General features: G+C 44.3%; 17 protein-coding genes. 14 read left to right on the top strand and 3 right to left on the bottom strand.

All coding sequences use genetic code 11. The features are described 5' to 3' along the window. The first annotated feature begins 4 nt into the window (after nucleotides 1-4). The 13 genes from AC3E9V_RS03445 to AC3E9V_RS03505 all read left to right on the top strand — a co-directional run bounded on the left by AC3E9V_RS03445 (nucleotide 5) and on the right by AC3E9V_RS03505 (nucleotide 19,615). Complete coding sequence (locus tag AC3E9V_RS03445) at nucleotides 5-1,720, top strand: tetratricopeptide repeat protein (protein ID WP_488751788.1); 1,716 nt, start codon at nucleotides 5-7, stop codon at nucleotides 1,718-1,720. Next, nucleotides 1,713-2,456, top strand: coding sequence for a lipoprotein insertase outer membrane protein LolB1 (gene lolB1, locus AC3E9V_RS03450; protein ID WP_488751789.1), 744 nt, complete (start codon nucleotides 1,713-1,715; stop codon nucleotides 2,454-2,456). The genes AC3E9V_RS03445 and lolB1 overlap by 8 nt, the downstream gene beginning before the upstream one ends. Next, entirely contained in the window at nucleotides 2,443-3,639 is a 1,197-nt protein-coding gene (locus AC3E9V_RS03455; protein WP_488751790.1) for a murein hydrolase activator EnvC family protein, read from the top strand. Before lolB1 ends, AC3E9V_RS03455 begins: the two co-directional genes overlap by 14 nt. Nucleotides 3,640-3,697: 58 nt before the next feature. Beyond that, complete coding sequence (locus AC3E9V_RS03460) at nucleotides 3,698-3,910, top strand: Sec-independent protein translocase subunit TatA/TatB (protein ID WP_488751791.1); 213 nt, start codon at nucleotides 3,698-3,700, stop codon at nucleotides 3,908-3,910. Nucleotides 3,911-3,913: 3 nt separating this feature from the next. After that, nucleotides 3,914-5,338, top strand: a complete 1,425-nt coding sequence (gene gatA / locus AC3E9V_RS03465) for an Asp-tRNA(Asn)/Glu-tRNA(Gln) amidotransferase subunit GatA (RefSeq protein WP_488751792.1) — start codon at nucleotides 3,914-3,916, stop codon at nucleotides 5,336-5,338. A gap of 28 nt (nucleotides 5,339-5,366) precedes the next feature. Continuing rightward, a complete protein-coding gene (locus tag AC3E9V_RS03470) occupies nucleotides 5,367-6,713 on the top strand; it encodes a lytic transglycosylase domain-containing protein (protein WP_488751793.1) in 1,347 nt (448 codons plus the stop codon). A 145-nt stretch (nucleotides 6,714-6,858) separates the two neighbouring features. Further along, the gene (locus tag AC3E9V_RS03475; RefSeq protein ID WP_488751794.1) at nucleotides 6,859-7,926 is read left to right on the top strand and encodes a DUF4837 family protein; all 1,068 of its coding nucleotides are present in this window, start codon (nucleotides 6,859-6,861) and stop codon (nucleotides 7,924-7,926) included. 31 nt (nucleotides 7,927-7,957) lie between these two features. Beyond that, entirely contained in the window at nucleotides 7,958-10,246 is a 2,289-nt protein-coding gene (locus AC3E9V_RS03480; RefSeq protein WP_488751795.1) for an NADP-dependent malic enzyme, read from the top strand. Beyond that, complete coding sequence (gene ruvA / locus AC3E9V_RS03485; RefSeq protein WP_488751796.1) at nucleotides 10,243-10,836, top strand: Holliday junction branch migration protein RuvA; 594 nt, start codon at nucleotides 10,243-10,245, stop codon at nucleotides 10,834-10,836. The genes AC3E9V_RS03480 and ruvA overlap by 4 nt, the downstream gene beginning before the upstream one ends. Nucleotides 10,837-10,853: 17 nt before the next feature. Next, nucleotides 10,854-18,005, top strand: coding sequence for a T9SS outer membrane translocon Sov/SprA (gene sov, locus AC3E9V_RS03490; protein ID WP_488751797.1), 7,152 nt, complete (start codon nucleotides 10,854-10,856; stop codon nucleotides 18,003-18,005). Nucleotides 18,006-18,129: 124 nt separating this feature from the next. Further along, complete coding sequence (gcvH, locus tag AC3E9V_RS03495) at nucleotides 18,130-18,504, top strand: glycine cleavage system protein GcvH (RefSeq protein WP_488751798.1); 375 nt, start codon at nucleotides 18,130-18,132, stop codon at nucleotides 18,502-18,504. Between the two features lie 11 nt (nucleotides 18,505-18,515). Further along, on the top strand, nucleotides 18,516-18,893 hold the full coding sequence (locus AC3E9V_RS03500; RefSeq protein WP_488751799.1) for a VanZ family protein: 378 nt from the start codon (nucleotides 18,516-18,518) through the stop codon (nucleotides 18,891-18,893). Between the two features lie 44 nt (nucleotides 18,894-18,937). Continuing rightward, nucleotides 18,938-19,615: an energy transducer TonB gene (locus tag AC3E9V_RS03505; protein ID WP_488751800.1), complete on the top strand. Its 678-nt coding sequence runs from the start codon at nucleotides 18,938-18,940 to the stop codon at nucleotides 19,613-19,615. A gap of 261 nt (nucleotides 19,616-19,876) precedes the next feature. Here the strand turns inward: AC3E9V_RS03505 and hutU are convergent, their stop codons facing one another. After that, on the bottom strand, nucleotides 19,877-21,547 hold the full coding sequence (gene hutU / locus AC3E9V_RS03510; protein WP_488751801.1) for a urocanate hydratase: 1,671 nt from the start codon (nucleotides 21,545-21,547) through the stop codon (nucleotides 19,877-19,879). Beyond that, nucleotides 21,525-23,087, bottom strand: coding sequence for a histidine ammonia-lyase (gene hutH, locus AC3E9V_RS03515; protein ID WP_488751802.1), 1,563 nt, complete (start codon nucleotides 23,085-23,087; stop codon nucleotides 21,525-21,527). Before hutH ends, hutU begins: the two co-directional genes overlap by 23 nt. Before the next feature lie 88 nt (nucleotides 23,088-23,175). Between hutH and AC3E9V_RS03520 the strand changes: the two genes are divergently transcribed. Further along, nucleotides 23,176-24,054: a LysR family transcriptional regulator gene (locus tag AC3E9V_RS03520; protein WP_488751803.1), complete on the top strand. Its 879-nt coding sequence runs from the start codon at nucleotides 23,176-23,178 to the stop codon at nucleotides 24,052-24,054. A gap of 431 nt (nucleotides 24,055-24,485) precedes the next feature. On the opposite strand, the gene AC3E9V_RS03525 is transcribed toward AC3E9V_RS03520, so the two are convergent. Continuing rightward, complete coding sequence (locus AC3E9V_RS03525) at nucleotides 24,486-24,974, bottom strand: hypothetical protein (RefSeq protein ID WP_488751804.1); 489 nt, start codon at nucleotides 24,972-24,974, stop codon at nucleotides 24,486-24,488. Nucleotides 24,975-25,152 lie beyond the last annotated feature (178 nt).

Below are 25,152 nucleotides of genomic sequence, written 5' to 3' on the forward strand. Positions count from 1 at the left end.
GCAAATGAAAGTCAAACTATTAACAATATTATTTTTCCTGATCACCCTGATGGCTTATGGCCAGAGAGGGAAGAAGAAAAATCAGGATTTTGATCCATTGGACGTCACTCAGCTCTCCGAAGGTGAAGCGCTCAAGGTGGAAACCATGCTCATTGAGGCCGAGAAGGAACTAATACTGGAGAATTATTACAAGGCCTATGATCTCTATAAGTCCGCACTGGAGCTGGATCCTAACAATGCCACACTTAACTTTAAAACCGCTGAGGTTTTAGTCAAAAACGGAGACAATCAGACTGCATTGGCATATGCAGATAAAGCAGCTGATCTGGACCCGTCAAATAAGTACTACCTGCTCCTGGCTGCAGAGATCAATAAAAACCTCTCTAACTACAAAGAGGCTGCAGAGATTTATCAACAAATGATAGATAATATACCCGGCACAGAATCTTACTTATTTGACCTGGCCCTGATCTATCAATACCTGGGAGAAGATGAGAAAGCTCTGGAAGCTTATGGCCGGGCAGAGGAGTATTTCGGTATGAATGAAATGGTCCTTTACGAAAAGCAAAAAATTTACCTTAAGGATCAAAATTATGATGCCCTTATTGCGGATTGGGATAAACTAATTGCGGAAAATGAAGGACAGGAACGGTTTGTGATAGACCTATGTGAGTTCTTAATTTCTCAGGGTTTTTATGACCAGGCTAAGGACCGGTTGGGTGACCTGGAGAATAACACCCATGCAGATCTCCTGTTGAGTCAGATAGCTTTAGAGCAAGGTGAAATTGAAAAAGCCATTATGCTGGCTAAGACCACATTTAAGAGTACTGCTGTAGACTTTAAGTCCAAAGTTCAGCTCCTGAATAGTTTTATGGACCTGTCCATTACCTCAAATGACCTTAGCGCTGTGCAGGATCTGGCAACAGACCTGGCGGAGCAATACCCGGATAAATATGAGGTCCAGGCTTTTACAGGAGACTTGATGTTTCGTCTGGAAAATAAGGAAAAAGCACGCGAATACTATCTTTCTGCTGTGAGGATCAACCCCTCAAACCATGGTGTTTGGCAAAACATTTTGAGTATAGAGTCAGAGCTCAGTGAGTATGACAGTATGATCGTACACGCTGAGGAGGCTTTGGAATATTTCCCAAATCAGGCGGTCTTCTACTATTTTGCTGGTACAGGGTATCTGTTAGAAAAGAATTACAAGCGATCTATTCAGTTGTTAGACCAGGGAAAAAAATATGTGACAGAGTCTGATCTGCTGACGGTATTTTATGGTCAGATGGGTGATGCCTATAATAGCCTGAAGCAGTATGAAAAATCATACAGTGCGTATGAGAAGGCGCTTGAATCTGATCCGGATAATGACCATGTGCTGAATAATTACAGCTATTTCCTGAGTCTGAGAAAGAAAGACATGGACAAAGCCCTCACTATGTCAACAAAGCTTATAGAGATGCACCCGGATAACCCCACTTATCTTGACACTCATGGATGGGTGTTGTATAAGATGGAAAGGTACGAAGAGGCTTTGCAACATCTGGAAAAAGCAGCTACTTTAGAAGACGATGGCACGATTATAGAGCACCTTGGAGATGTATTGTATCAACTCGGACGAGTGGATGAGGCGATAGAGCAATGGAAACGTGCAAGCACATTTGATGACGTGTCAGAAAATATTCAAAAGAAAATTGCAGAAGGTAAGTTATATGAGTAAGATTTGGACGCTATTGGTTGTGTCCTTGGTCCTATTTTCCGGGTGTAATAAGAAATTTTCAGACATTTTTTATCGAAGTGGGGGAAAACTGGTCGTCAATGATGTCAACTTTGAGCACCTTTCAGCAAAGGCTAAAATTGATTTTGAGAGTTCAAAAAACAGCCTTTCAGGAACTGCTAACATGCGGCTTAGAAAAGATAGTATTATCTGGATTTCACTCTCGCCGGGATTGGGCATAGAAGCTGCAAGGGTTCTGATCACCAAAGACTCCATATTTTTTCTGAATAAAATAGATAAAGAGTATTCACAATTGAGCTTTACACAACTAAGCGAGAAATTTGAGTTTGACATTACATTTGATCTGGTGCAATCAGTGATTTTAGGCAATTTGATATACCCGTATGATCAGGAGAGGGTCCTGAAAAATGCTGAGCTCTATGCCTACAATCAGCAGCATGGGAAGTTCTTTTTTGAAAACTTCATCGGAGCGAAAACGATGAAGCTGGAAAAGGTACAGGTTAAAGATACTGTTTCGAAAAATACAATTTCTGTAAATTACAGCGATTTTCAGTTGGTGGAGAATGAGATTTTTCCTTACAAGATTTCAGCAAATCTTAAATATAAAGATTCGTTGAAAGGGTCTATAGATGTAGATCTGGAGTATAAGCAGACCAACATTGAAAAAAAACCGTTGAAGTTTCCGTTCAATGTACCACAGAAATATGAGCATAAGTAAGTCTTCCTGGCAGTTTTGCTTGATACTTTTACTTCTATGCTCGTTTCAGGCGTTTTCGCAAAAGACCAAAACTCAGCTGGAACAGGAAAAACGTGAAAACCTGCGTAGAATTGCCGAGGCAGAGAAGATCCTCAATGATACGGAATCTGAGAAAAAAGCAACAATGGGACAGCTTCGCGCCCTAAATCAGCAGATTTCAGCCCGTGAAGGCCTCATCAATTCACTCAGTGAAGAGGTTAACTTACTGGACTCTGAAATAGGGGATCTGAGTATCATTGTAAATGCCCTCCAAAACGATCTGCGCAGGCTTAAAGAAGAGTATGCTGCGATGATCTATTCGAGTTTTAAAGCTAATTCAGGTTTTACCAAACTCACTTTTTTGTTTTCTTCCAGCACGTTTAACGAACTGTTTCTGAGGCTCAAGTATCTTGAGCAATACTCAGAAGCAAGAAAGCTACAAGCCCAAAAGATAGAGGAGGTTTCATTGGAGCTGGATGATCAGCGAAACGAGGTGGAGATCAAACGTTCCGAGCAGCGAATACTACTGAATCAGCAGCTTGCGGAAAACAAGAAATTGCTTCGGTTAAAAAGCAAACAGAGTGGCCTGGTACAGGAGCTCACCAAGAAAGAAAAAGAGCTTCGGGATGAGCTGGCCGAACGCAAGCAGGCTTTGGACCGGCTGGACCGACTAATTGCTGAGATCGTCAGAAAAGAACTGGAACGCTCTAAAACACTTTCTTCTAAAGCTATAGCCAATGAAGAAGAAATTACGGCCTCTTTTGAAACGAACAAAAACAGACTTAACTGGCCGGTAAGTTCAGGGTTCGTCTCCTCAAAGTTTGGGAAACAGCCCCATCCGGTACTTAAAGGTATAGTGATCGATAATCGGGGAGTGGAGATTCAAACCGGAAAAGATGCGCCTGTCAGGAGCGTGCATAAAGGAAAAGTGATTACGGTAGCTTTTGCGCCAGGGATGAACAACGTGGTGATGATCCAGCATGGGGAGTACTTTACTTTATACGCACGTCTTAAAGAAGTAAACGTGAAGAAGGGGAGCATTGTGGATCAGGATGATCTAATCGGCCAGGTTTACACAGACAAAAATGGAGTTTCCGAGTTGCACTTTGAGATTTGGAAAAACCGTGTAAAATTAAACCCGGAACAATGGCTTTCCGCGAAATGATTTTTCGGTAGATGTTGTTTTATACCTATCTTTGATTTTCCATTTAAATTGAATGAATATGAACACGGTCTTAGCGTTTGCATTTCCTGGGGGATGGGAACTAATCGTCATTATTCTTTTTGTAATTATTTTCTTTGGAGCTAAAAAAATCCCGGAAATCGCCAGAGGTATGGGTAAAGGTATTCGTGAGTTTAAGGATGCTACCAAGGAGATCAAAAACGAAATAGACGAAACGTCCAAAAAAGAAACTCAGAAGGAAACCAAAAAATAAGATTTGAATCCCAATTCTTCGTTTTTTCAGCTTAAGGAGCAACTTAGTGCGGGTAAGATTTCATGTGTGGAAATCGTAGAACATTATCTCACTCAGATTCACAAAAAAAACCCTTCACTCAATGCTTTTCTGGATATCTATGAGCAAGAGGCTCTGGATCAGGCGAGTGTTATAGATGCCAAAATCCGAAAGGACACAGCCGGGAGATTAGCCGGTATGGTTGTGGGCATCAAAGATGTGCTCTGTTATAAAGACCACCCATTACAGTGTGGCAGCAAAATTCTCGATGGTTTTGAGTCTCAGTTTACAGCTACTGCAGTGCAGCGGCTTATCGATGAAGATGCTATTATCATCGGAAGGAATAACTGCGATGAATTTGCAATGGGCTCATCTTGCGAAAACTCTGCGTTCGGTCCTGTCATCAATGCGGATGGAAATAACAGGGTTCCGGGAGGCTCATCAGGTGGCTCAGCAGTAGCAGTGCAGGCTGATATGTGTGCCGTATCATTAGGTACTGATACCGGTGGGTCCGTTCGACAGCCGGCATCTTTTTGTGGAGTTATAGGATTTAAACCCACTTACTCCAGAATTTCCAGACATGGCCTTGCAGCTTATGCCAGCACATTTGATACGATTGGTATTTTTGCGCACTCTGTGGAAGATACAGCTTTGGTGCTGGAGGTCATTGCCGGCAAGGATGAGCATGACAGTACGGTTTCTAATGAACCTGTGCTCCCGTACACCTCACGGCTTGAGCTTCCTAAAGATGTAAAAATTGCTTACCTCACAGAAACCCTGGAAAGTGAGGCCCTCAATGGCGAAGTAAAGGAGGCAGTGCTTCAATCAATCGATAATCTAAAAGCTCAGGGTTTTGATACCAGGGAGGTTTCATTTCCACTCATGGAGTATGCGCTTCCTACATATTATATTCTCACCACGGCAGAAGCCAGTTCTAACTTCTCGAGGTATGACGGGGTAAGATATGGGTACAGAACACCCAAGCCTGAAAACCTTGAAGCAATGTTTAAGAAAACACGCACTGAAGGGTTTGGGGAGGAAGTTCTCAGGAGAATATTACTGGGAACAGCTGTTCTTTCTGCCAGCTACCATGATGCTTACTATACCAAAGCTCAAAAAGTACGCAGGCTAATCCAAAACAGCCTGAATGATTTGCTGGAACAATATGATTTTATTGTTTTGCCTACTGCACCCACTACAGCTTTTGAGCTGGGAACTAAAACGGATAATCCAATGGAAATGTATTTAGCGGATTTGTTTACTGTGCAGGCCTCTGTTGCTGGTGTTCCAGCTGTATCTGTTCCAGTAGGACGGGATAAAGACGGTATGTCTATCGGTCTTCAGGTTATCAGTAAAGCGTTTACAGAAGATAAATTATTGGCTTTTTCGAAGTATATTTCTGATCAATAATCAGTAGTGCGTTATCGTTATGGTTAGGATGAAGAGTATTTTACTTGCTTTGGGCCTGGGGGCAGTGCTTACAAGTAGTGCCCAATCGGGTATTAGCTACGATTATATTCCTGATGCTACTTATGAGGAGGTCGCAGATAGAATTTCCTGTATTGAATCGGAAGTGCCGCTTAATTATAATGAGCGGGTAAAAGCATTTATCGATTATTTTACCGTTAGGGACAGAAATTACACCCGTGAGGTCCTTAAAAAGGTAGACCTTTATTTTCCTATTTTCGAAAAATACCTGGCTAAGTATAACCTGCCTGAAGAGCTTAAGTATTTATCTATTGTAGAGTCAGGACTCAGACCTAATGCTATCTCCAGAGCCAATGCTGTGGGGTTGTGGCAGTTTGTCAGCTCTACAGGTCGTATGTATGGTTTACAAAATGACTGGTATCTTGATGACCGGATGGATCCATATAAATCTTCAGATGCTGCTGCCCGACACTTAAGGGATCTTTACAGCATGTTTGGTGATTGGGAGCTTGCCCTGGCAGCTTATAATTGTGGGCCAGGTAATGTGAGGAAGGCTATCAGAAGGAGCGGTTATAAAAAAGAGTTTTGGGATATCTACCGGTATCTGCCTCGAGAGACGCGGTCTTATGTTCCGCAGTTTGTGGCTATAACCTACACACTTAATTATGCTCCGGAGCATAATCTTTTTGTAGAGGACCGGGAAATGCTGCCTGTTTATGATACTATTACGGTAAGCCAGTACTTTCACCTCGAGACATTTTCTGAGCAGCTTAACCTCTGCCTGGACGATCTCCTGAAGCTCAATCCAAATATAAAGCGAGGTGCACTACCTGAAGGGACTAAAAATTTCTCTCTGAAGATCCCATCCGATTTGAAGGAAAGCATTGTATCAAACAGGACCGTACTGTATGATACTGCTGGTAAAGTAGGAAAAGAACATCTGGAATACCTTGCCAGGAACATGCCCGGAAGCACTTACGGAAGAGAACGTTTCGTATACAGGGTAAGGAGCGGGGACGTGTTGGGCACTATAGCACAAAAACATCATGTCAGAGTCTCCGACCTTAAATCATGGAACAATTTGAATAGCAACATGATCCGGATCGGTCAGCGATTGAATATTTGGGTTTTGCCGACTTATTCCAGTCAGACAAAAGATCTGTATGCATCGGCACGCACTGCTGAGACGCTCGAGCTAAAGGATGGCCAGGAGTTTTATTATGTGCAGTCAGGGGATACCCTTTGGGGTATAGCACGTAACCACCCAAATCTATCGATCGATGAGATCAAAAAGCTAAACAATCTGAGTGGTAGCGATATCAAACCGGGTCAGCGGCTTATCATATCTTCCAGGTAGGTTCGTTGTAAAAACAGAGCTGTTTTTCTGGAGTAAAGCTTCAGGCAAAACTTTGATTTGGTTTGCCCTTTGGACAAATTACAACTGGATGAAGTAATTTGGGTTAATAATCGTTTACTTATATTTTAAAAACCCCGATAATGTCATGAGATTATTTTTTTCAATAATATTTCTGTCTTTACTATCCTTCTCTGGCTGTAAGTCAACTACCGATAAGGTAAAAAACGACTTCATGCCCTTAGCCAGAGGTGAAGACGACGAAATCATTTTGGTAATTGATTCAGCACTCTATCAGGGTCCGGTGGGGGAGACCATCAGGGACATGTATCAGCAATATGTAAGAATCCTGCCACAGGACGAATACCAGTTTGCACTCAATAAAGTAAACCCGCGAAAACTCAACAGTGTCCTGAAAAATGCAAAGAATATGATTTTTGTGATGACTCTTGATAATAAATCTCTTCAAAACAGGACTGTACAGGAGTACTTCACAGATAAATCACTAAAAATGATCCAGCGCGACAGCTCACTTTATTATAGTGTAAGAAAAGATGAGTTTGCCAAAGGACAAGTTGTCCTTTATCTGTTTGGTCAGGACGAAGAGCAACTGGTAGAAAACATTAAAGATAACAAATCTCAGCTTGTAGAACTATTTGAAACTGCAGTAAGGCAAAGAACCCGTGAAAAGATCTTTAGATCCACCAAAAAGCAATTGATGAAAGCCATCAAAGAAGATCATGGCTATAGTATTAAAATTCCCTTTGGGTATGATCTGGCCAAAAACCTGAAAGATTTTGTGTGGTTGCGTAAGCTGGAAGCAGAAAGTGAGCTTAACGTTTTTATTCATGAAAGACCCTACTCCAGTCAGGCTGTTTTTAATGACATTGGCGAGCTTCGAGATGAGATCACAGAAACATATCTTCGAGACAGTGAAAAGCCTGAGTTGCACATCAAGCGTCAGGAGATTGTTCCGGTTTATTCTGAGCGCGTCAACTTCAATAACAATTTTGCTGTAGAATCACGGGGTCTGTGGGCCATCAGTAATATGTCAGGAGGAGGGCCGTTTGTGAGTTATACGCTTGTTGACGAAAAAGGTCAAAGGCTTTATTACATAGAAGGATACGTGTATTCACCCGGAACCAAGAAAAAAGGACTTTTGAGAGAAGTCGAGGCAATAATTTCCACCTTTAGGTTGCCGAAAAATCCTTCTTAAAAACAACCAGTTTTAAAAACCCAACCTAAGAATGTGTGCTAAAATAAGAAGAAAAGAAGCGCTGGATTTTCATGAAGCAAAGCCAGCGGGAAAGATAGAAGTTACACCTACTAAACCCCTAAGTAGTCAGCGTGACCTTGCTTTAGCCTATTCCCCAGGAGTGGCTGAACCCTGCAAAGCGATTGCAGAAGATAAGGAGCAGGTCTATAAATACACTGCTAAAGGAAATCTCGTGGGAGTAATATCCAATGGTACAGCTGTGCTTGGATTAGGTAATATAGGTCCTGAAGCTTCTAAGCCGGTAATGGAGGGAAAGGGAGTGCTCTTTAAGAAATTTGCGGGCATTGATGTTTTTGATATTGAAATCAATGAGACCGACCCTGATAAATTTATAGAGATCGTTAGGAGTCTGGAACCGACGTTTGGCGGCATCAATCTTGAGGATATCAAAGCACCCGAAAGCTTTAAGATAGAAAGCACACTCCGCAAGGAAATGAACATCCCGGTGATGCATGACGACCAGCATGGCACTGCGATCATTTCCAGTGCTGCTCTGATCAATGCCTTAGAAATCATTGGTAAAAAGATCGAAGATGTAACCATAGTGGTTAGCGGGGCTGGTGCGGCGGCCATTGCATGTACGGATCTTTATGCATCCCTGGGAGCCCGACCCGAAAACATTGTCATGACTGACAGTAAAGGCGTGGTTCGTAAAGACAGGGGAAACCTGGACGAAACAAAGGCAAGGTATGCCACGGATCGTGACCTGCATACTCTGGAAGAAGCTTTGGAGGGGGCCGATGTATTTTTAGGCTTATCCATTGGTAATATTCTAAAACCTGCCACTCTGAAGAAGATGGCTAAAGATCCGATTGTTTTTGCCCTGGCAAATCCTGACCCCGAGATTGCTTATGATCTGGCCATGAAAACCAGGAAAGACATCATTATGGCCACTGGCCGCTCTGATCATCCTAACCAGGTCAATAATGTACTCGGTTTCCCATACATTTTCAGGGGAGCGCTGGATGTGCGATCCACAGCCATCAACGAAGAGATGAAGCTGGCGGCTGTGAAAGCCATAGCAGATCTTGCCAAGCAACCTGTGCCGGAAATGGTTCTTAAAGCATACGCTCAGCGAAACCTGAAGTTTGGTGCGGATTACCTCATCCCGAAACCCCTGGATCCAAGGTTGATCACCACCATTTCACCGGCTGTGGCCAGGGCAGCTATGGATAGCGGTGTAGCGAGGATCGGCATTAAAGATTGGGATCAGTACAGGCTGGACCTGCAGGAACGCATTGGAATTGATCAGCGATTGATCTCCAGGCTCATCACCAGAGCACGAAGAGACCCTAAACGTGTGGTTTTTGCTGAGGCTGATGATGTCAATGTGCTGAAAGCTGCGCAAATGTCTATAGATGAGGGAATAGCTAAGCCAATTCTCCTCGGTAATCATGAAAAAATTCTTGCTTTGATCAGGGAAAATGAGCTGGAGGGCTTAAATGAAAGCATGATCATTGACCCTTATCAGGAACCGGATAAAGTGGATGAGTTTGCTAAACTCTATCATGATAAAAGAAAGCGAAAAGGAGTGACCCTGAGAATGGCGCAGAAGGATATGCGAAGAAGCCGAAACTACTTTGGTACTGCCATGCTGGAAAAAGGGGAGGCAGATGCATTTATATCAGGTCTATCCAATGATTACCCCAAGACCGTATTACCTGCCCTCCAGGTGATCGGGGTTGAACCAGGCGTGGATAGGGTAGCTGGTATGTACATCATCAGTAATAACAAAGGCAACTTCTTTTTTGCTGACACCACAGTAAATGTAAATCCCACAGCAGAGGAACTGGTCGATATCATAGGCCTTACCTCCAGGGTGGTGAAGTTTTTCGATACGGAACCACGCATTGCTGTTTTATCTTACTCAAATTTTGGTTCTGCAAGAGGCGCAGTACCTGAGAAAGCAGCTAAGGCAGCTGCAATGGCTAAAGAAAGATGGCCGGATATGGTGATTGATGGGGATATTCAGGCTAATGTTGCACTCAATAAAGATTTTTTACAGGAAAATTATCCGTTTAGTGAGCTGGCAGAAAGTGCTGCAAATACATTAATTTTCCCGGATCTTGATTCCGGAAATATTGCTTATAAGCTGCTCATGGAGCTTGGGGGCGCTGAGGCCATTGGGCCGGTGTTGATGGGTATGAATAAATCCGTTCATGTTTTACAGATCGGAAGCTCCGTTAGAGATATTTTTAACATGGTAGCCATTGCCGTGGTAGATGCCCAGCTAAACGAACAGAAAGAAAATAAAATATGATCAATTACCTGGAAGGTAAGCTTGCAGTAAAGGATCCTACTTATGTGGTCATTGATATCAATGGGGTTGGCTATGAGGCAAAAATCAGCCTGATAACATACTCAGCGATCAAAGGTAAGGATCAGTGTAAGCTCTATACCCACTTAAGTATTAGAGAGGACGCACACACGTTATTTGGATTTTCTGAAGAGTCTGAAAAGCGAAGATTTTTAGATCTTATTTCCATTTCAGGGGTAGGTCCGAGTACCGGACTCATGATTTTGTCTTCTCTTTCTCCGGAAGAGTTACAGCATGCAATCGTGAATGAGGATGTAAAGACGATCCAGTCAGTAAAAGGTATTGGTTCTAAAACGGCACAGCGTATCGTGCTGGAACTGAAGGACAAAATGAAAAAAGAAGGCTTACTGGATAAAGCCATTGAAAAAGTACCTTTTGCCAACAATACTTTACGGGAAGAGGCGTTATCCGCCTTGACTACTTTGGGTATCGCCAAACCTTCGGCGGAAAAAAGTATCGACATCATTTTGAAACAACACGGGCAAGACATTAATCTTGAGGAATTGATTAAGCTTGCCCTGAAGAGAGCTTGAGATATTTACTTTAATTGTTGAAGAGAAAAGCTTACATACGAGTATTGGTAAGTGCAGTCGCCTATTGCTTCTGGTTTCAAACAGAAGCAGTCAACTCCTCCTATCTCAATGTTTTTCAGCAGCAAAGTCCAAAACAGGATACGACAAAGGCCGATACCCTGGAGCCTTATACGCCAACAAAGACCCCAACGTTTCAACCAGCTTACCGTTTTGGTGATCCTTTTTCTAATCGTGACAGTCCGTCGCCACTGTTATTAGAAGATCCGTCCAGTATTGACCTTCAGGTGGACTTTGACTCTACGGTCAATTATTCCGTTTACGAGCGAATCGGTGATGTTAATTTTCGTCCCGTCACCACCATGTCTTTTGAGGAGTATGATCAGTACAACGACCAGCAGATCACCAAGGAGTATTTCAAAGAAAAATCTTCAGGTCTGGATGGGGAAAGTGCAGTTAGCGGAAGGGACCTGATACCTCGCCTTTATATCAGTCCGGTCTTTGATCGACTATTTGGCGGTAGTTACGTAGATATTCAGCCCAATGGCTTTGTCAACCTCGACTTTGGGGGTCGTTTTCAGCGGGTAGATAATCCTGCTATCCCACGAAGACAGCAACGTAATGGCGGGTTTAATTTTAACCAGCAAATATCACTGAACCTGGTAGGTAAAATAGGGGAAAAGCTTGCCGTCACTGCCAATTTTGATAACAACAATACATTCGACTTTCAAAACAATATGAAAGTAGAGTACACTGGCTATGAGGAGGATATTGTAAAAAAGATCGAGATCGGTAATGTCAGCATGCCGGTGAGCAATAGCCTGATGACCGGAGCCCAGTCACTTTTTGGGTTGAAAACACAGCTTCAGTTTGGTAAGCTTTTTATTACGGGAGTTGTTTCCAGACAGCAGGGTAAAAGTGAGGTGCTAACCATTGAAAGTGGCTTTCAGGGAAAGGAATTCGAAGTAAGAGCTTCCAACTATGATGAAAATCGGCACTTCTTCCTGGGACACTTCTTCAGAGAAAGCTATGAACGGTGGCACAATAATTTACCTCAGATCACTTCAGGACTTAATGTAACCCGAGTGGAGGTTTACGTAATCAACCGAAATAACGACACCCGAACAACGCGCGAGGTGGTTGGGCTGATGGATCTGGGTGAAACAACCCGCGCCAACCGCAATAAGGTTTCAGGAGTAAAAAACGGGTTATTACCCACAGACAATGCTAACAATGACCTTTATGCCAGTGTGGTAAATGGTACCAGAAACAGTTCTGATATCACAACTGCCCTTGAAGCGAACGGACTGGTTAATTCATTGGATTTCGTGAAAATAGGGACCGCTCGTAAACTTGAGGATGATGAATATGTGGTCAACAGGCAACTGGGATATGTTTCCCTGCTCAGGAAGCTTCAGAATGATGAAATGCTCGCCGTGTCCTATGAGTATACTTATAATGGGCAAACTTTTTCTGTGGGTGAGCTTACTGAGGACTATTCCGGTCTGTCGGAAGACCAGGTCATATTCCTCAAGATGCTTCGACCAAACAAAATTAATACTGACGTTCCAACCTGGGACCTCATGATGAAGAACATCTATAATCTGAATGCCAGTCAGATCGATAGAGAAGGCTTTACTCTTCGGGTAAGGTATCGTGACGATGCATCGGGTATTGATAACCCCTCACTTCACGAAGGTAGAAACACCAAGGACAGACCGCTCATTGAGCTTTTAGGGCTGGACAGATTGAATCAAAACAATGACCAGCAGCGAGATGGAAACTTTGACTACATCGAAGGTATCACTATAGACTCTCGCAATGGAAACATCATATTTCCAGTGCTGGAACCGTTTGGGAGCACACTCAGGAGTAAATTTGCAGACTCAGAGCTGGCTTTGATAGAGAAGTATGTATATGATACGCTCTACAGCACCACGAGGGCTGATGCTGAGCAGGTGGCTTCAAAAAACAAGTTTTTCATTACAGGAAAATTCAATGCGGGTTCGTCCAGTGAGATAGCTCTTCCGGGTATCAATATCGCTGAAAACTCTGTGGTAGTAACAGCCGGTAATACCCCACTTACTGAGGGGTTGGATTATACGGTAGATTATAACCTTGGTCGGGTAAGGCTTTTGAACGAAGGGATTCTTAATTCAGGGAAAACCATCAATATTTCGTATGAGAAGGCTGATCTTTTCAACTTTCAGTCACGCTGGTTATACGGTACGCGTTTTGATTATCAGTTTAACGATCGCTTCAACATTGGGGCAACCTTATTGCACCTGAATGAGCGGCCGGGAGGGATCTCACGATACACCATAGGGGACGAACCTACCAGAAACACCAAGTACGGCTTTGATATCAACTTTCAGGATGAGGTGCCTTTTCTGACCAAGTTTATGGATTTTTTACCGCTCATCAGTACCAAAGCTCCTTCCTCGATCACTTTTAATGGAGAATTCGCTCAGATAGTCCCCGGGACTTCCAATTTAGTCAATGGTGAAGGAACTTCATACATTGACGATTTTGAGCAGGCTATTATCCCTATCAACCTGGGAGGTTGGCCATCGTGGAAGCTTGCGTCTACTCCACAAACGGTAAATGACCGGTTTATTGGGGATGGCCCGAGAGGAGAGAATGATTACCGGGGTAAGATTGCATGGTATACCATCGATCGATCTGTCTTTTATGTGAATACCGGAACTGATCGTCCAACCAACCTCACCGAGGATGATTTATCCAATCACTATGTAAGGGCCATTTCTCAACAGGAGATTTTCCGGGAGCGTAATCAGAACATCGTAAACAATCCCGAACCCATCTTCGATATAGCGTATTTTCCTAATGAGCGGGGTCAGTACAACTATTCTGATGACCTGGAGATCATTCGAGGGGAGAAAACCATTGCAGGCTTTGAAGACCGCGCTCGTGCCAGACAAAATTTCGGAGGAATTACCCAGGCGATGACTAATGAGGTGGATTTTGATAAGGTCAACGTTGAGTATCTCGAATTTTGGTTACTGGACCCATTTATTGGTGGAACTCGTGGAATTGTAAGGGATGGAATTTTTAACACAAATAATGAAACGGGCGGTGAGTTGGTGTTTAACCTGGGAAGTGTTTCGGAAGATGTCATACCAGATGGTAGGCATGGCTTTGAAAGCGGACTCCCTGCCAGCGATGACCCGCAGGGATACGTAGAAGATCCTGATTGGGGTCGGGCGCCGGCCGACCCTTTCCTGACTAATTACTTTGAGTCATCAGAATCTGCACGAGAGCGGCAAGATATAGGTCTGGATGGCCTGGACGATGAGGGAGAAGCTCAGATTTTCGGGGACTTCACAAATAGCCTACCTGCTGATGTTGCTGCTTTGATTGCGGATGATATCTCAGCTGACAATTTCGATTATTTTCTTGGTGATGACCTGGATGCAGCTAATGTCAAAATTCTGGAACGATATAAAAATTATAACGGAATGCAGGGAAACTCTCCGGTAAGAGGAACCCAGGCTTCCACAACTACACCTGACAATGAAGATTTGAATAAGGACAACACCATTTCTGAACTGGAGGAATATTATGAATATAGAATTCCATTGCTTGATGGAGAGTTAGAGGTGGGAAAAAATCATATTGTAGATGAGATTTCAAGCTCAGATGGCGAGGCTACCTGGTACCTGTTTAGAATTCCTATTCGAGACCCAGATTACATTTATGGAGGCATAAATGATTTCAAAAATATTCGCTATTTAAGGATGTATATGACAAACTTCAGCGAGCCGGTGGTGCTTCGGATGGCCCAGATGCAGCTGGTGGGCAGTCAGTGGCGGAAGCATCGGGAGGCTTTAAACGAGCGCGGTTTGAATGAAATACCGGAACAGTCCTTTTCTGATTTTGATATTTCAGTGGTAGGTATCGAGGAAAACAGTACCGGTTCGGGTAACAATGTGAGATATTTTGTCCCTCCGGGGATCGATCGGGACCGGGACAATACTACTTTGCTTAACAGACAAGTGAATGAGCAGTCTCTTCAGATCTGTGTCGAAGATTTAGAGGACAAGGATGCTCGGGCTGTATTTAAGAATGTGACTATTGATATGCTTAACTACGGGCGTTTAAAAATGTTCTTACATGCTCACGCCCAAAATAATGACATAGTCCTGGATGATGAGGTTAATGGTTTTTTACGGTTAGGGACAGAACAGGATGATAATTTTTATGAGATTGAATTGCCCTTAAAGATTACCAGTACCGATGCATCCAGTGCAGAGGAGGTTTGGCCCAAACAGAATGAGATTGATTTATCACTGGAAGAGCTTCTGGGAATTAAGTCTAACAGGAATCGATTGAACATACCGATCCAGGCTCCTTATTCAGTACCATCTAAAGATGGAAAATATAAGATTACGGTAAAAGGAAATCCGGACATCAGTTCGGTACAGGTATTGATGATAGGGGTTCGGAATCCTGAGTCTGATGATCGGGCACCAAAATCAATTTGTTTGTGGGCCAATGAGCTTCGGGTTACGGAGTTTGATAAGCGAAGAGGATGGGCAGCTAATGCAAGATTAAGTACCAAACTGGCCGATGTGGCAACCGTTTCAGCTTCTACACGGTATACCTCAATTGGTTTTGGAAATATTCAGCAGACTATCCAGCAAAGGACCCGGGAAGAAACCCTGCAGTATGACGTTTCGGCCAATGTGAATGTGGAGCAATTCTTATTTCCTGAGAAGACCGGCCTGAAGGTGCCGATGTTTGTAAGTTATGAACGAAGCAGAAGCATTCCACAGTTTGATCCTTTAGACCCGGACGTTCCTCTTGAAGCATCGTTAGAGAGTATTAATTCACCTGAGGAGCGGTCAGCATACCGGAAGCTTGTTGAGGACCGTTCAGAAAGACGTAGCATAAATTTTACCAATGTCCGGAAAGAGAAAGTAAACCCGGATGCAAAAAAGCATTTCTTTGATATTTCAAACCTCTCTTTTTCTTATGCCTACAGTGATATCCTTACCAGTAATGTAAATACGGAAACGTATCTTCAGAAATCTATAAGTGGTGGAGTAGGCTATAATTATTCACCAAAACCATTGGTTTGGGAGCCTTTTGGGGGTGTGGATGCTTTTAGTAGTCCATACCTGAAGCTGATCAAGGATATCAATTTCTCTTTTCTGCCCAGTAATTTATCCTTTCGTGGTGACTTAAACAGAAGCTTCCGAATGACTCAGCTTTACAATGATGAGTTAAAAGTCGATCCGGAATTATTGTACTATGAGAGACTCTTTACATTTAACCGAACCTATGGCCTGAGGTGGAATCTGACCAAAAGCCTTAGCCTGGACTACAATGCCCGCGCCAATGCAGTGATAGATGAAATTGAAAAAGGGGATACGCTTGCCGGGATCGTTACACCTATAGAAGGAGATCTCAATACAGTAGAAGAGCGAAAATACATTTGGGAACAGATAAAGGATCTTGGGCGGATGAAAAACTTTAGCCAGGATGTATCAGTGACATATCGCACCCCATTGGATAAACTGCCAATTACGGATTGGTTAAGTGCAGATGTGCGGTATGCAGCCGGATATACCTGGACGGCAGGGGGACTTAACCAGCTGGATTCAGATAGTGTATTTTTTGGACATACCCTACAGAACCGGCGAGATCAGGGGCTCTCAGGGAAAGTGGATATGGTGAAGCTCTATAACAAGGTTGCCTATCTCAAAGAAGTAAACTCACCCAGACGAAAGCGTCCGGGTAGTAATGACGAGGAAGAGTCTTCAGGAGGAGGTTTTGTACGTGGATTTTTACGACTAATGATGTCTCTGAGAAACATCAATTTCACTTATAATATCAGGGAAAGCACAACCCTGGCAGGATTTACACCCACACCATTCCTTTTTGGCCTGGATAGTGGATGGAATGCCCCGGGATGGAAGTTTCTGGTAGGGGATCAGGATCCTGATATTCGATCTAAGGCAGTGAGAAATGATTGGCTTAGCGAAAGCCAGGAATTAACCACTCCATTTCAGCAATCCAGAAACACCGACCTGACTTTGCGTGCAGCTATAGAGCCAGCCCAGGATCTTAAAATACAGCTTGATGCAAAGCGGACAGTCTCCGGGACTTTCCAGGAAATTTTCCGGTTTGTGGAGGATACACTGAATCCGGACAATAGTGGTTTCAGGTCACTTACGCCATCACGTTACGGATCTTACAGCATTTCTTTTATGTCTATCAAAACAGCCTTTGATAAAAAAGGTCCGAACAACACGTCTGAATCATTTGATGCATTCAGGGAAAACATCGGTACCATGCTGCAACGGCAAAACGCACTCAATCTGGAGCCGGGAAGCTATGACTCATTGTCTCAGGATGTGTTAATTCCGGCTTTCCTTGCGGCCTACTCCGGTGAGGGTGCCTGGAGTGCTGACCTTACGCCGTTCCCGAAAATACCGATTCCCAGCTGGCGGGTAGATTTTAACGGACTCTCAAAAATCCCTGCATTTGAAAAGATCTTCTCTTCCATTACCCTTACCCACGGATATCGTTCCGTTTATAATGTGAATAATTATACCAACTCCCTGGAATATGATAATAACCTCACTCTGGATAACAGTGTGCTGGATTATCCGATGGCTTTTGAAACCACTGATTCCGGCAGGTATGTGCCCGTTTACCTGATTAACCAGGTGACTATCTCCGAGCAGTTTGCTCCACTAATTGGTATCAATTTCAGGACAAAAAATAATATCTCTACCCGGCTGGAATATAAAAAGGAACGTAACCTGTCACTGAACATGGCCAATGCCCAGGTAACTGAGACCAGCAGTAATGATGTGACCTTAGATTTTGGGTTTTCGAAATCAGATTTCAAGCTGCCTTTTAAAATTCAGGGGCGTACGATCACACTGGAAAATGATGTGACCTTCCGGGTGAGTATGACCATAAGGGATACGGAGACCGTTCAGCGGAAGCTGGAAGGAGAAAGCAAGGTAACCAACGGGAATACCAACTTTCAGCTTCGTCCGTCCATGACCTATAAGATCAATGATCAGCTGGATCTGACCATGTATTTTGAGCGCAGTGTTACTGAGCCTAAGATCAGTTCATTTAAGACTGCCACTACAGCGTTTGGAACGCAGCTAAGATTTAGCCTGGCACAATAGGGCAAAGTCCAGGTTTTCAGTATTTTTGGGCACCATAAAAAGTGCCGGTAGCAGATAAGAAACCCTTGGAGAGCTCTCGGTGCTTTCAACATTGACTCAAATTATATTAACAGAAAATTGAAGTATGAACATTCCGGAAGATTTACTGTACACCCAGGATCATGAATGGGTCCGAATAGAAGGTGATCAAGCCTATGTGGGAATCACCGATTTCGCTCAGGGTGAGCTTGGAGATATTGTATATGTAGAAATAGAAACTGAGGGTGAGACGATCGAAGCGGGCGAGGTATTTGGCACTGTGGAGGCTGTAAAAACTGTATCTGATCTTTTTATGCCCTTGTCAGGAGAAATTCTAGAGTTTAACGAAAACCTGGAGTCCAACCCTGAGCTCGTCAATTCAGACCCGTATGGTGACGGATGGATGATCAAAGTGAAGATCTCTGACAAAGGAGATAAACTTATAGATGCTGCCGCCTATAAAGAGTTGGTAGGTAGTTGATATAAGTCAGGTTGCGCAAAGTATTTGCCATAGCTTTTATCATTTGGTCGGCAGGGATGGTCTATCTGCTACTTTCTCCGGGTACAGATATGCCAGATTTTGAGCTCTTTCAATGGCAGGATAAGGTTGCTCATTTCGGGTTGTTTTCCGGATGGAGCTTTCTGCTGGTGGTGCTGATCCGAAAACCAAACTGGCATGTATTTTGGTTTGTATTAGGCATAGCCCTAATATTTGGCGCCGTTACGGAGTGGCTTCAGGCATTTATCCCGCACCGATCTGCTGATATTTTGGATTTTTTTGTGGACATCATCGGGGCTCTGGTGGGTATAGTTGCTGGTTTTTTCGTAAAAAAGGAACTATTCCGTGCAGAAAAAAAGTTTGATAAGTAATATATTTGGAATTACTCTTGTAAAAGTAAGCTTAAAAGATAATTATGGAAGAGAAAAAGAACCCAAAAGCAGATTTAACGAGAAAGTCGGGTTTGTTTATGAACATCGGCCTTTCCGTAAGTCTTTTGCTTGTGATCGTGGCTTTTGAATGGAGAACCTACGATGACAGTGGCATTATGGACTTAGGTAATGTGGATGATGACTTTGAGGATATTATGGAGATACCTCCTACCGAACAGCCACCTCCACCACCACCGAAAGTACAGCTTCCTGAGATTATCGAGGTTCCAGACGAAGAGGAAATCGAAGAGGAAATCGATGTGGAGCTTGACGTAGAGGTAACAGAGGAAACAGTAATCGAAGATATTGTATTTGAAGAAGCTCCTGAAGAGGAGGCTGTAGACGAGGTATTTACTATCGTTGAGGATCAACCGGAGTTCCCCGGAGGGATGCAGGCTTTTTATAAATACGTCTCTGATCAAATGGACTATCCATCACAGGCCCGGCGAATGGGTATCGAAGGAAGAGTTTATGTGCAGTTCGTTGTGGACAAAGATGGTACGGTGACAGAGGTAAAAGCTGTGAAAGGTATTGGAGCGGGCTGTGATGAAGAAGCAGAGCGAGTACTGAGGCAATCACCTAAATTCAAGCCTGGTAAGCAGCGAGGTAGAGCCGTGAAAGTGCGAATGGTACTTCCAATTATCTTTAAGCTTAGTAACTAGTTTTTTAGTCAATAAGTAATATAAAATTAGGCCTTCCTGATCTCAGGGAGGCCTTTTTTAGTTGAGATGATCAATATCCTACACGAGAATAAAGTACTTCCGAATCAGGGAAGTGGCAATTCATTAAAGCTTTCCAATTGTGTTTCGACCGATCCATTATATAATTATTCCCCTCAGAGTCTCCGCCAGGGACTCTGAGGAAAACTTCCGGCAGAGTCCCTTCGGAGACCCTGCCTGGAAAGAATTCTGTTTAATCTCCTATTAAATGATGAGACTAAATTTTTCTCCAACTTCCGTAGCTTCGTCATATCCGGCATCATGATGCCGGAAGATGCCCATTGCCGGGTCATTATACAGTACCCGCTCCAGGCATTTTTCCGCTCTGTCGCTACCGTCAGCCAGTACGACCATACCGGCATGCTGAGCGTAGCCCATACCCACACCACCTCCATGATGAAACGAGACCCAGGTGGCTCCGCCTGAGGTGTTGGCCATAAGGTTTAGCAACGGCCAGTCAGACACAGCATCCGATCCATCTTTCATGCCTTCTGTTTCCCGGTTAGGGGATGCTACAGAGCCACAGTCCAGGTGATCCCGTCCGATCACGATCGGGGCTTTTACTTTTCCCGTTTTAACCAGTTCGTTAAAAATGAGCCCGGCCTTTTCTCTTTCTCCCATTCCCAGCCAGCAGATGCGGCATGGTAGCCCCTGGAAAGCGATTTTTTCTTTAGCCTGGCTGAGCCAGTTGATCAGCGGCTCGTTTTCGGGAAATGCTTCCATCAACGCTTTGTCCGTGGTGTAGATATCTTCCGGATCACCGGATAGAGCGGCCCATCTAAACGGACCTTTCCCTTCACAGAAGAGTGGCCGGATGTATTCCGGGACAAATCCTTTAAAATCAAATGCATTCGTCGCTCCGCCTTGCCTTGCGAATTCCCGCAAATTATTCCCGTAATCAAATGTTTTGGCTCCTTTTTTCTGCATTTCCAGCATGAAACCCACATGACGTGCCATGCTTTTTAGAGATCGCTCTTTGTATTGTACGGGGTTTTCTTTTCGGAGCTTATCAGCCTCCTCCAGCGATAGCCCGTTCGGCACATATCCGTGTACCGGGTCATGTGCGGAAGTTTGGTCGGTCAGCACATCAGGAGTGATGCCGTCTTTTTGCAGGTTTTCCAGCAGGTCCCCGATATCGCTGACCAGCCCAATGGAGACGTTTTCACCCTTTTCTTTTGCGGCAAGCGCCCAGTCCCTGGCTTCTTCGTAGCTATAGGTCATGCGATCAATGTACCTTGTTTTTAGCCGCTTCTCGATCCGCTTTGGATCCACGTCGGCACCCAGAAAGGTAGCTCCGGCCATCGTGGCAGCGAGTGGTTGTGCGCCTCCCATACCACCGAGGCCACCGGTAACGAGCAGTTTATGTTTGAGTGTTCCTCCAAAATGTTGTCGTGCACAAGCGGCAAAGGTCTCATAAGTCCCCTGGAGTATCCCCTGCGAACCAATGTAGATCCAGCTTCCGGCAGTCATCTGTCCGTACATCATCAGGCCTTTTTCTTTGAGTTCTTCAAAGTGCTCCCAATTGGCCCAGGCAGGTACGAGGTTGGAGTTGGCAATAAGGACCCGTGGGGCTTCAGGGTGAGAGCGCACGATACCTACGGGTTTCCCGGATTGGATGAGCAGGCTTTGATCTTCCTCCAGTTCCAGTAGCGATCTGATGATCTTTTGCAGTGACTCGGGGTTTCTGGCTGCCTGACCGGTACCGCCATATACCACCAGCCTTTCCGGGTCTTCGGCTACAGCTGCATCCAGGTTGTTGAGCAGCATCCGTAGTGGCGCTTCGGTCTGCCACGATCGGGCATTTAGCGCAGTGCCGGTAGGGGCTTTATAGTGTGGATGACTGGCGTACTTTTCAAGAAACTGAGAATAATTCATGATTTGGTCCGTTGAGGTTAATGTTATTTTCTTTTGCTGCTTCATTAGCGGTGCTTACCAGTCTCCCGGATTTTATCAGATCCCTGGCAATTTTTATGTCGTGAGCAAATACACGGTCTTCTTCTGCATGATCTATTTCATGGCGAATTATCTCGTGACAAGCTTCCAGGATCGGCCCTGACTTGAGGGGTTTCCTGTAGTCAAAAGCCTGCGCGGCGCAGATCAGCTCTACAGCGAGGATGTTTTCCAGGTTTTGGATGACCTGGAGCAACCGTCTGCCGCTTATAGATCCCATGCTTACATGATCTTCCTGTCCCAGTGAGGTGGGGATGCTGTCAGCGCTGGCGGGAAAGCAGAGAGACTTGTTTTCGCTGACCAGGGCAGCGGAAGTGTACTGTGGGATCATGAAGCCCGAATTGATGCCCGTGTTTTTCATCAACAGCCGGGGAAGACCTGCTTCCCCCTGTAGCAGGAGGTAGGTGCGCCGGTCCGAGATATTACCGATCTCCGCGGTAGCCAGTGTGGCATAATCCAGTGGAAGTCCCAGCAACTGCCCGTGAAAGTTGCCCCCGCTGATGGTCTGGTCCTTATTCAGAATGATGGGGTTGTCCGTAACGGCATTCAGCTCGGTCTCGGTGGCGTCTCTCAGGTGCTGCCAGGCATTGCGGCTGGCCCCGTGGACCTGTGGCATGCACCTTATGGAATACGGATCCTGGACCCGACCGCAGTTGGCATGGGAGGCGACCATTTCAGACCGGTCCAGTAGGGTTCGTAAGCGATGGGCCACGTGCTTTGATCCTGAAAATGGCCGGAGGTCGTGCAGTTTTTCGTGGAAAGGAGAAACAGAGCCCAAAACCCCTTCCAGCGACATTGCACCAATAATATCGGCTGCATCCAGGCAGTTGGCCAGCTTTTGAGTAGCTAAGGTGGCATGGGCCAGGATGAACTGTGTGCCATTGATCAGAGCTAAACCTTCCTTCGGTTTTAGTTCGATCGGGCGAAGGTTGAATTTATCCAACACCTTATCAGTTTCAGAAACTTCGCCATTGTGAAGTACCTGACCCAAACCGATCAACGGAAGAAATAAATGGGCCAGAGGCGCCAGGTCTCCGGATGCTCCTACTGATCCCTGATCCGGAACTACAGGAGTAATGCGGTTTTCCAGGTGCCATTTGATCCGCTCCATTACCTCCATGGAGATCCCCGAATACCCAAAACTCAGTGACTGAAGCTTGGTGATCAGCATGAGTCTGGTCAGTTCCTCAGAAAGACGGTTTCCCACCCCAACACTGTGACTTCTCAAAATATTTTCCTGGAGCTTTTTAGCGTCTTCTTTCGAGATTTTGGTAGTGCAGAGTGGTCCAAAGCCGGTGTTGATACCGTAAACCACACGGTCACTCTCCACAATATTCCGGACCGCTTCATGACTGGAAGCGATTGCTTTGCTGGTTTGGTTGTTAAATACTGCTGTCAGTCGATTGGCTTCTATTTCCAACGCTTTAGTTACTGTCAGCTTGTCAGATCCTAGATTAAACTGCATGGGGTATAATGTTTTTTGAATCCTGAATTCAAAATTAAAGGTTAGTTTTGATAACTATAAATACTATTTTCGTCATCATTTGATAACCATGAGTAATCAAATAGAGATCCGACACCTGCGGTATTTTCTGGCAGTAGCAGAGGAACTTCACTTCAGGAAAGCGGCTGACCGGCTTTTTATTTCCCAACCCGGACTGAGCCGGCAGATCAGCCAGCTGGAGGCAGCGCTCGGGGTCAAACTTTTCATTCGGACCAAACGTAACGTGGAGCTGACACCATCCGGGCAGTACCTCAGGGACCGGACGGAAACATGGCTCAATCAACTGGATTTTACATTTAGAAGCTTAAGGTCGATTGATAAAGGGGAAGAGGGGGAGGTGCGGATCGGGTTTGTGGGCTCGGCTATGCAAACGGTGATCCCGGAATCGCTGACCAAGCTGGACAGTAAATTTCCCGGGATCCACACCAGCCTGACCGAAATGTCTAACTATGATCAGCTCAATGAACTGGAGCATGACCGGCTGGACATTGGCTTTGTACGGCTCAACAGGACCCCCGATGACATGGAGAGCCGGACCGTCTTTGAGGATACCTTTTCTGTGGTGCTGCCAGCGGACCATTTCCTGGATGGTTCTAATTTCGAAAGCGTTCATCAACTGGCAGCGGAAAAATTCATCTTGTTTTCGAGTGATTACAGTTTTGGGTATTATGATCAGATCATGAGTATTTGTGAAGATGCGGGATTTTCGCCGCATGTTTCGCACAAATCCGTCCATGCCAACACCATTTTCCGGCTGGTGGAAAACAAACTGGGTGTGGCGATTGTCCCCACCACTTTGCAGTATGGGTTTGATCTGAAGATCAGGTTTATAGAGCTGAAAGAGATCCCACAGCGCACGAAGCTGTCTGCTGTATGGAAGGCAAAAAATGAAAACCCGGCATTAAAGCGGTATTTGGAGGTGTTGTAGTTCGGTGAGTATCATACTCATTTTATAGTCCTTGACCTCTCTCCTTCTATACAAAGAAATAAATAGGTAATATTATCCTTATATAAAGGGAAAGAATGAGAGAAAGCAGGATCGATAAAAGCAGGATCAAAACAATAAATTGCGGATCCAATAGAAAGGTCTTTTGCACATATCAGGCAGCGGAATATCGACATTCCCCTGGATGTTACCAGTGACCGATCAGAAATAATCAGGGAGAGTGATAGGGCCATTTATGTCAGGCCTGTTGTGGAATTCCTTCTTGAGTTTTAAGCACACTAAAAAAATGGAGGTTATTTCCACTCGCTCGGAAGTAACTTCCGCGCCAGAAGTGCGTTACTGAAGGGTTGGATCTGATCTGAGTATTTGATTTAAGATTCTGGGGTGGAACTATCAATCACTAAATAGAATGGTCATAAGAAAATCAGATTCTTCTGAGGGTCAAAATAGTCTCGCAAGTGGGAGTATTTGTCGTGATAGGTATAACTACTATAACTATAGATTTTAATGAGCCCTTTTTCTTGTAGCTGATTGGCAGCATCAGCTAACCTGCCAAAAGTAAATCCGGTTTTTTCCATTAAAGTAGTAGCACTTCCATGGGAACTTTGGGATAGCAATTTTCTAAGTTGAATACTATCTTCAGTTAGATCCTGCAGTGATAATCTTTTAGAAATGAGTTTACAATATTCGAATGCTTTGGGTATAATTTTATTTACAATTTTTCCGTAATGGGATTGATTGATAGTTTCCGGATGAGCATGAAGTTGTTCGAGTTTGTGGTTGGTTCGGTAATCAATAATTCTAACCCATAATTTTCCGGAAATTATTACCACGTCTATAATGGTATTACCAGTAGCATGTAAACATCGGATTGGAGTAATGTCAGTAACTGTATGATCCATAGGCTGGTAAAAATAAGATTAAGTATAAGAAATTCAAAAAGCTGAAATTTCATTAGTTCAACATTATCCTTTGAGTTATGCGGAATTTTTGGATTTCAAGGACATTCAACCCACACATACCAGCAAGTCCGGTGCGTTTGTCAGGAATGCATTTGACCAGTATTTTCAACAGGGAGGA

Source organism: Marinoscillum sp. HNIBRBA16962, assembly GCF_057801515.1.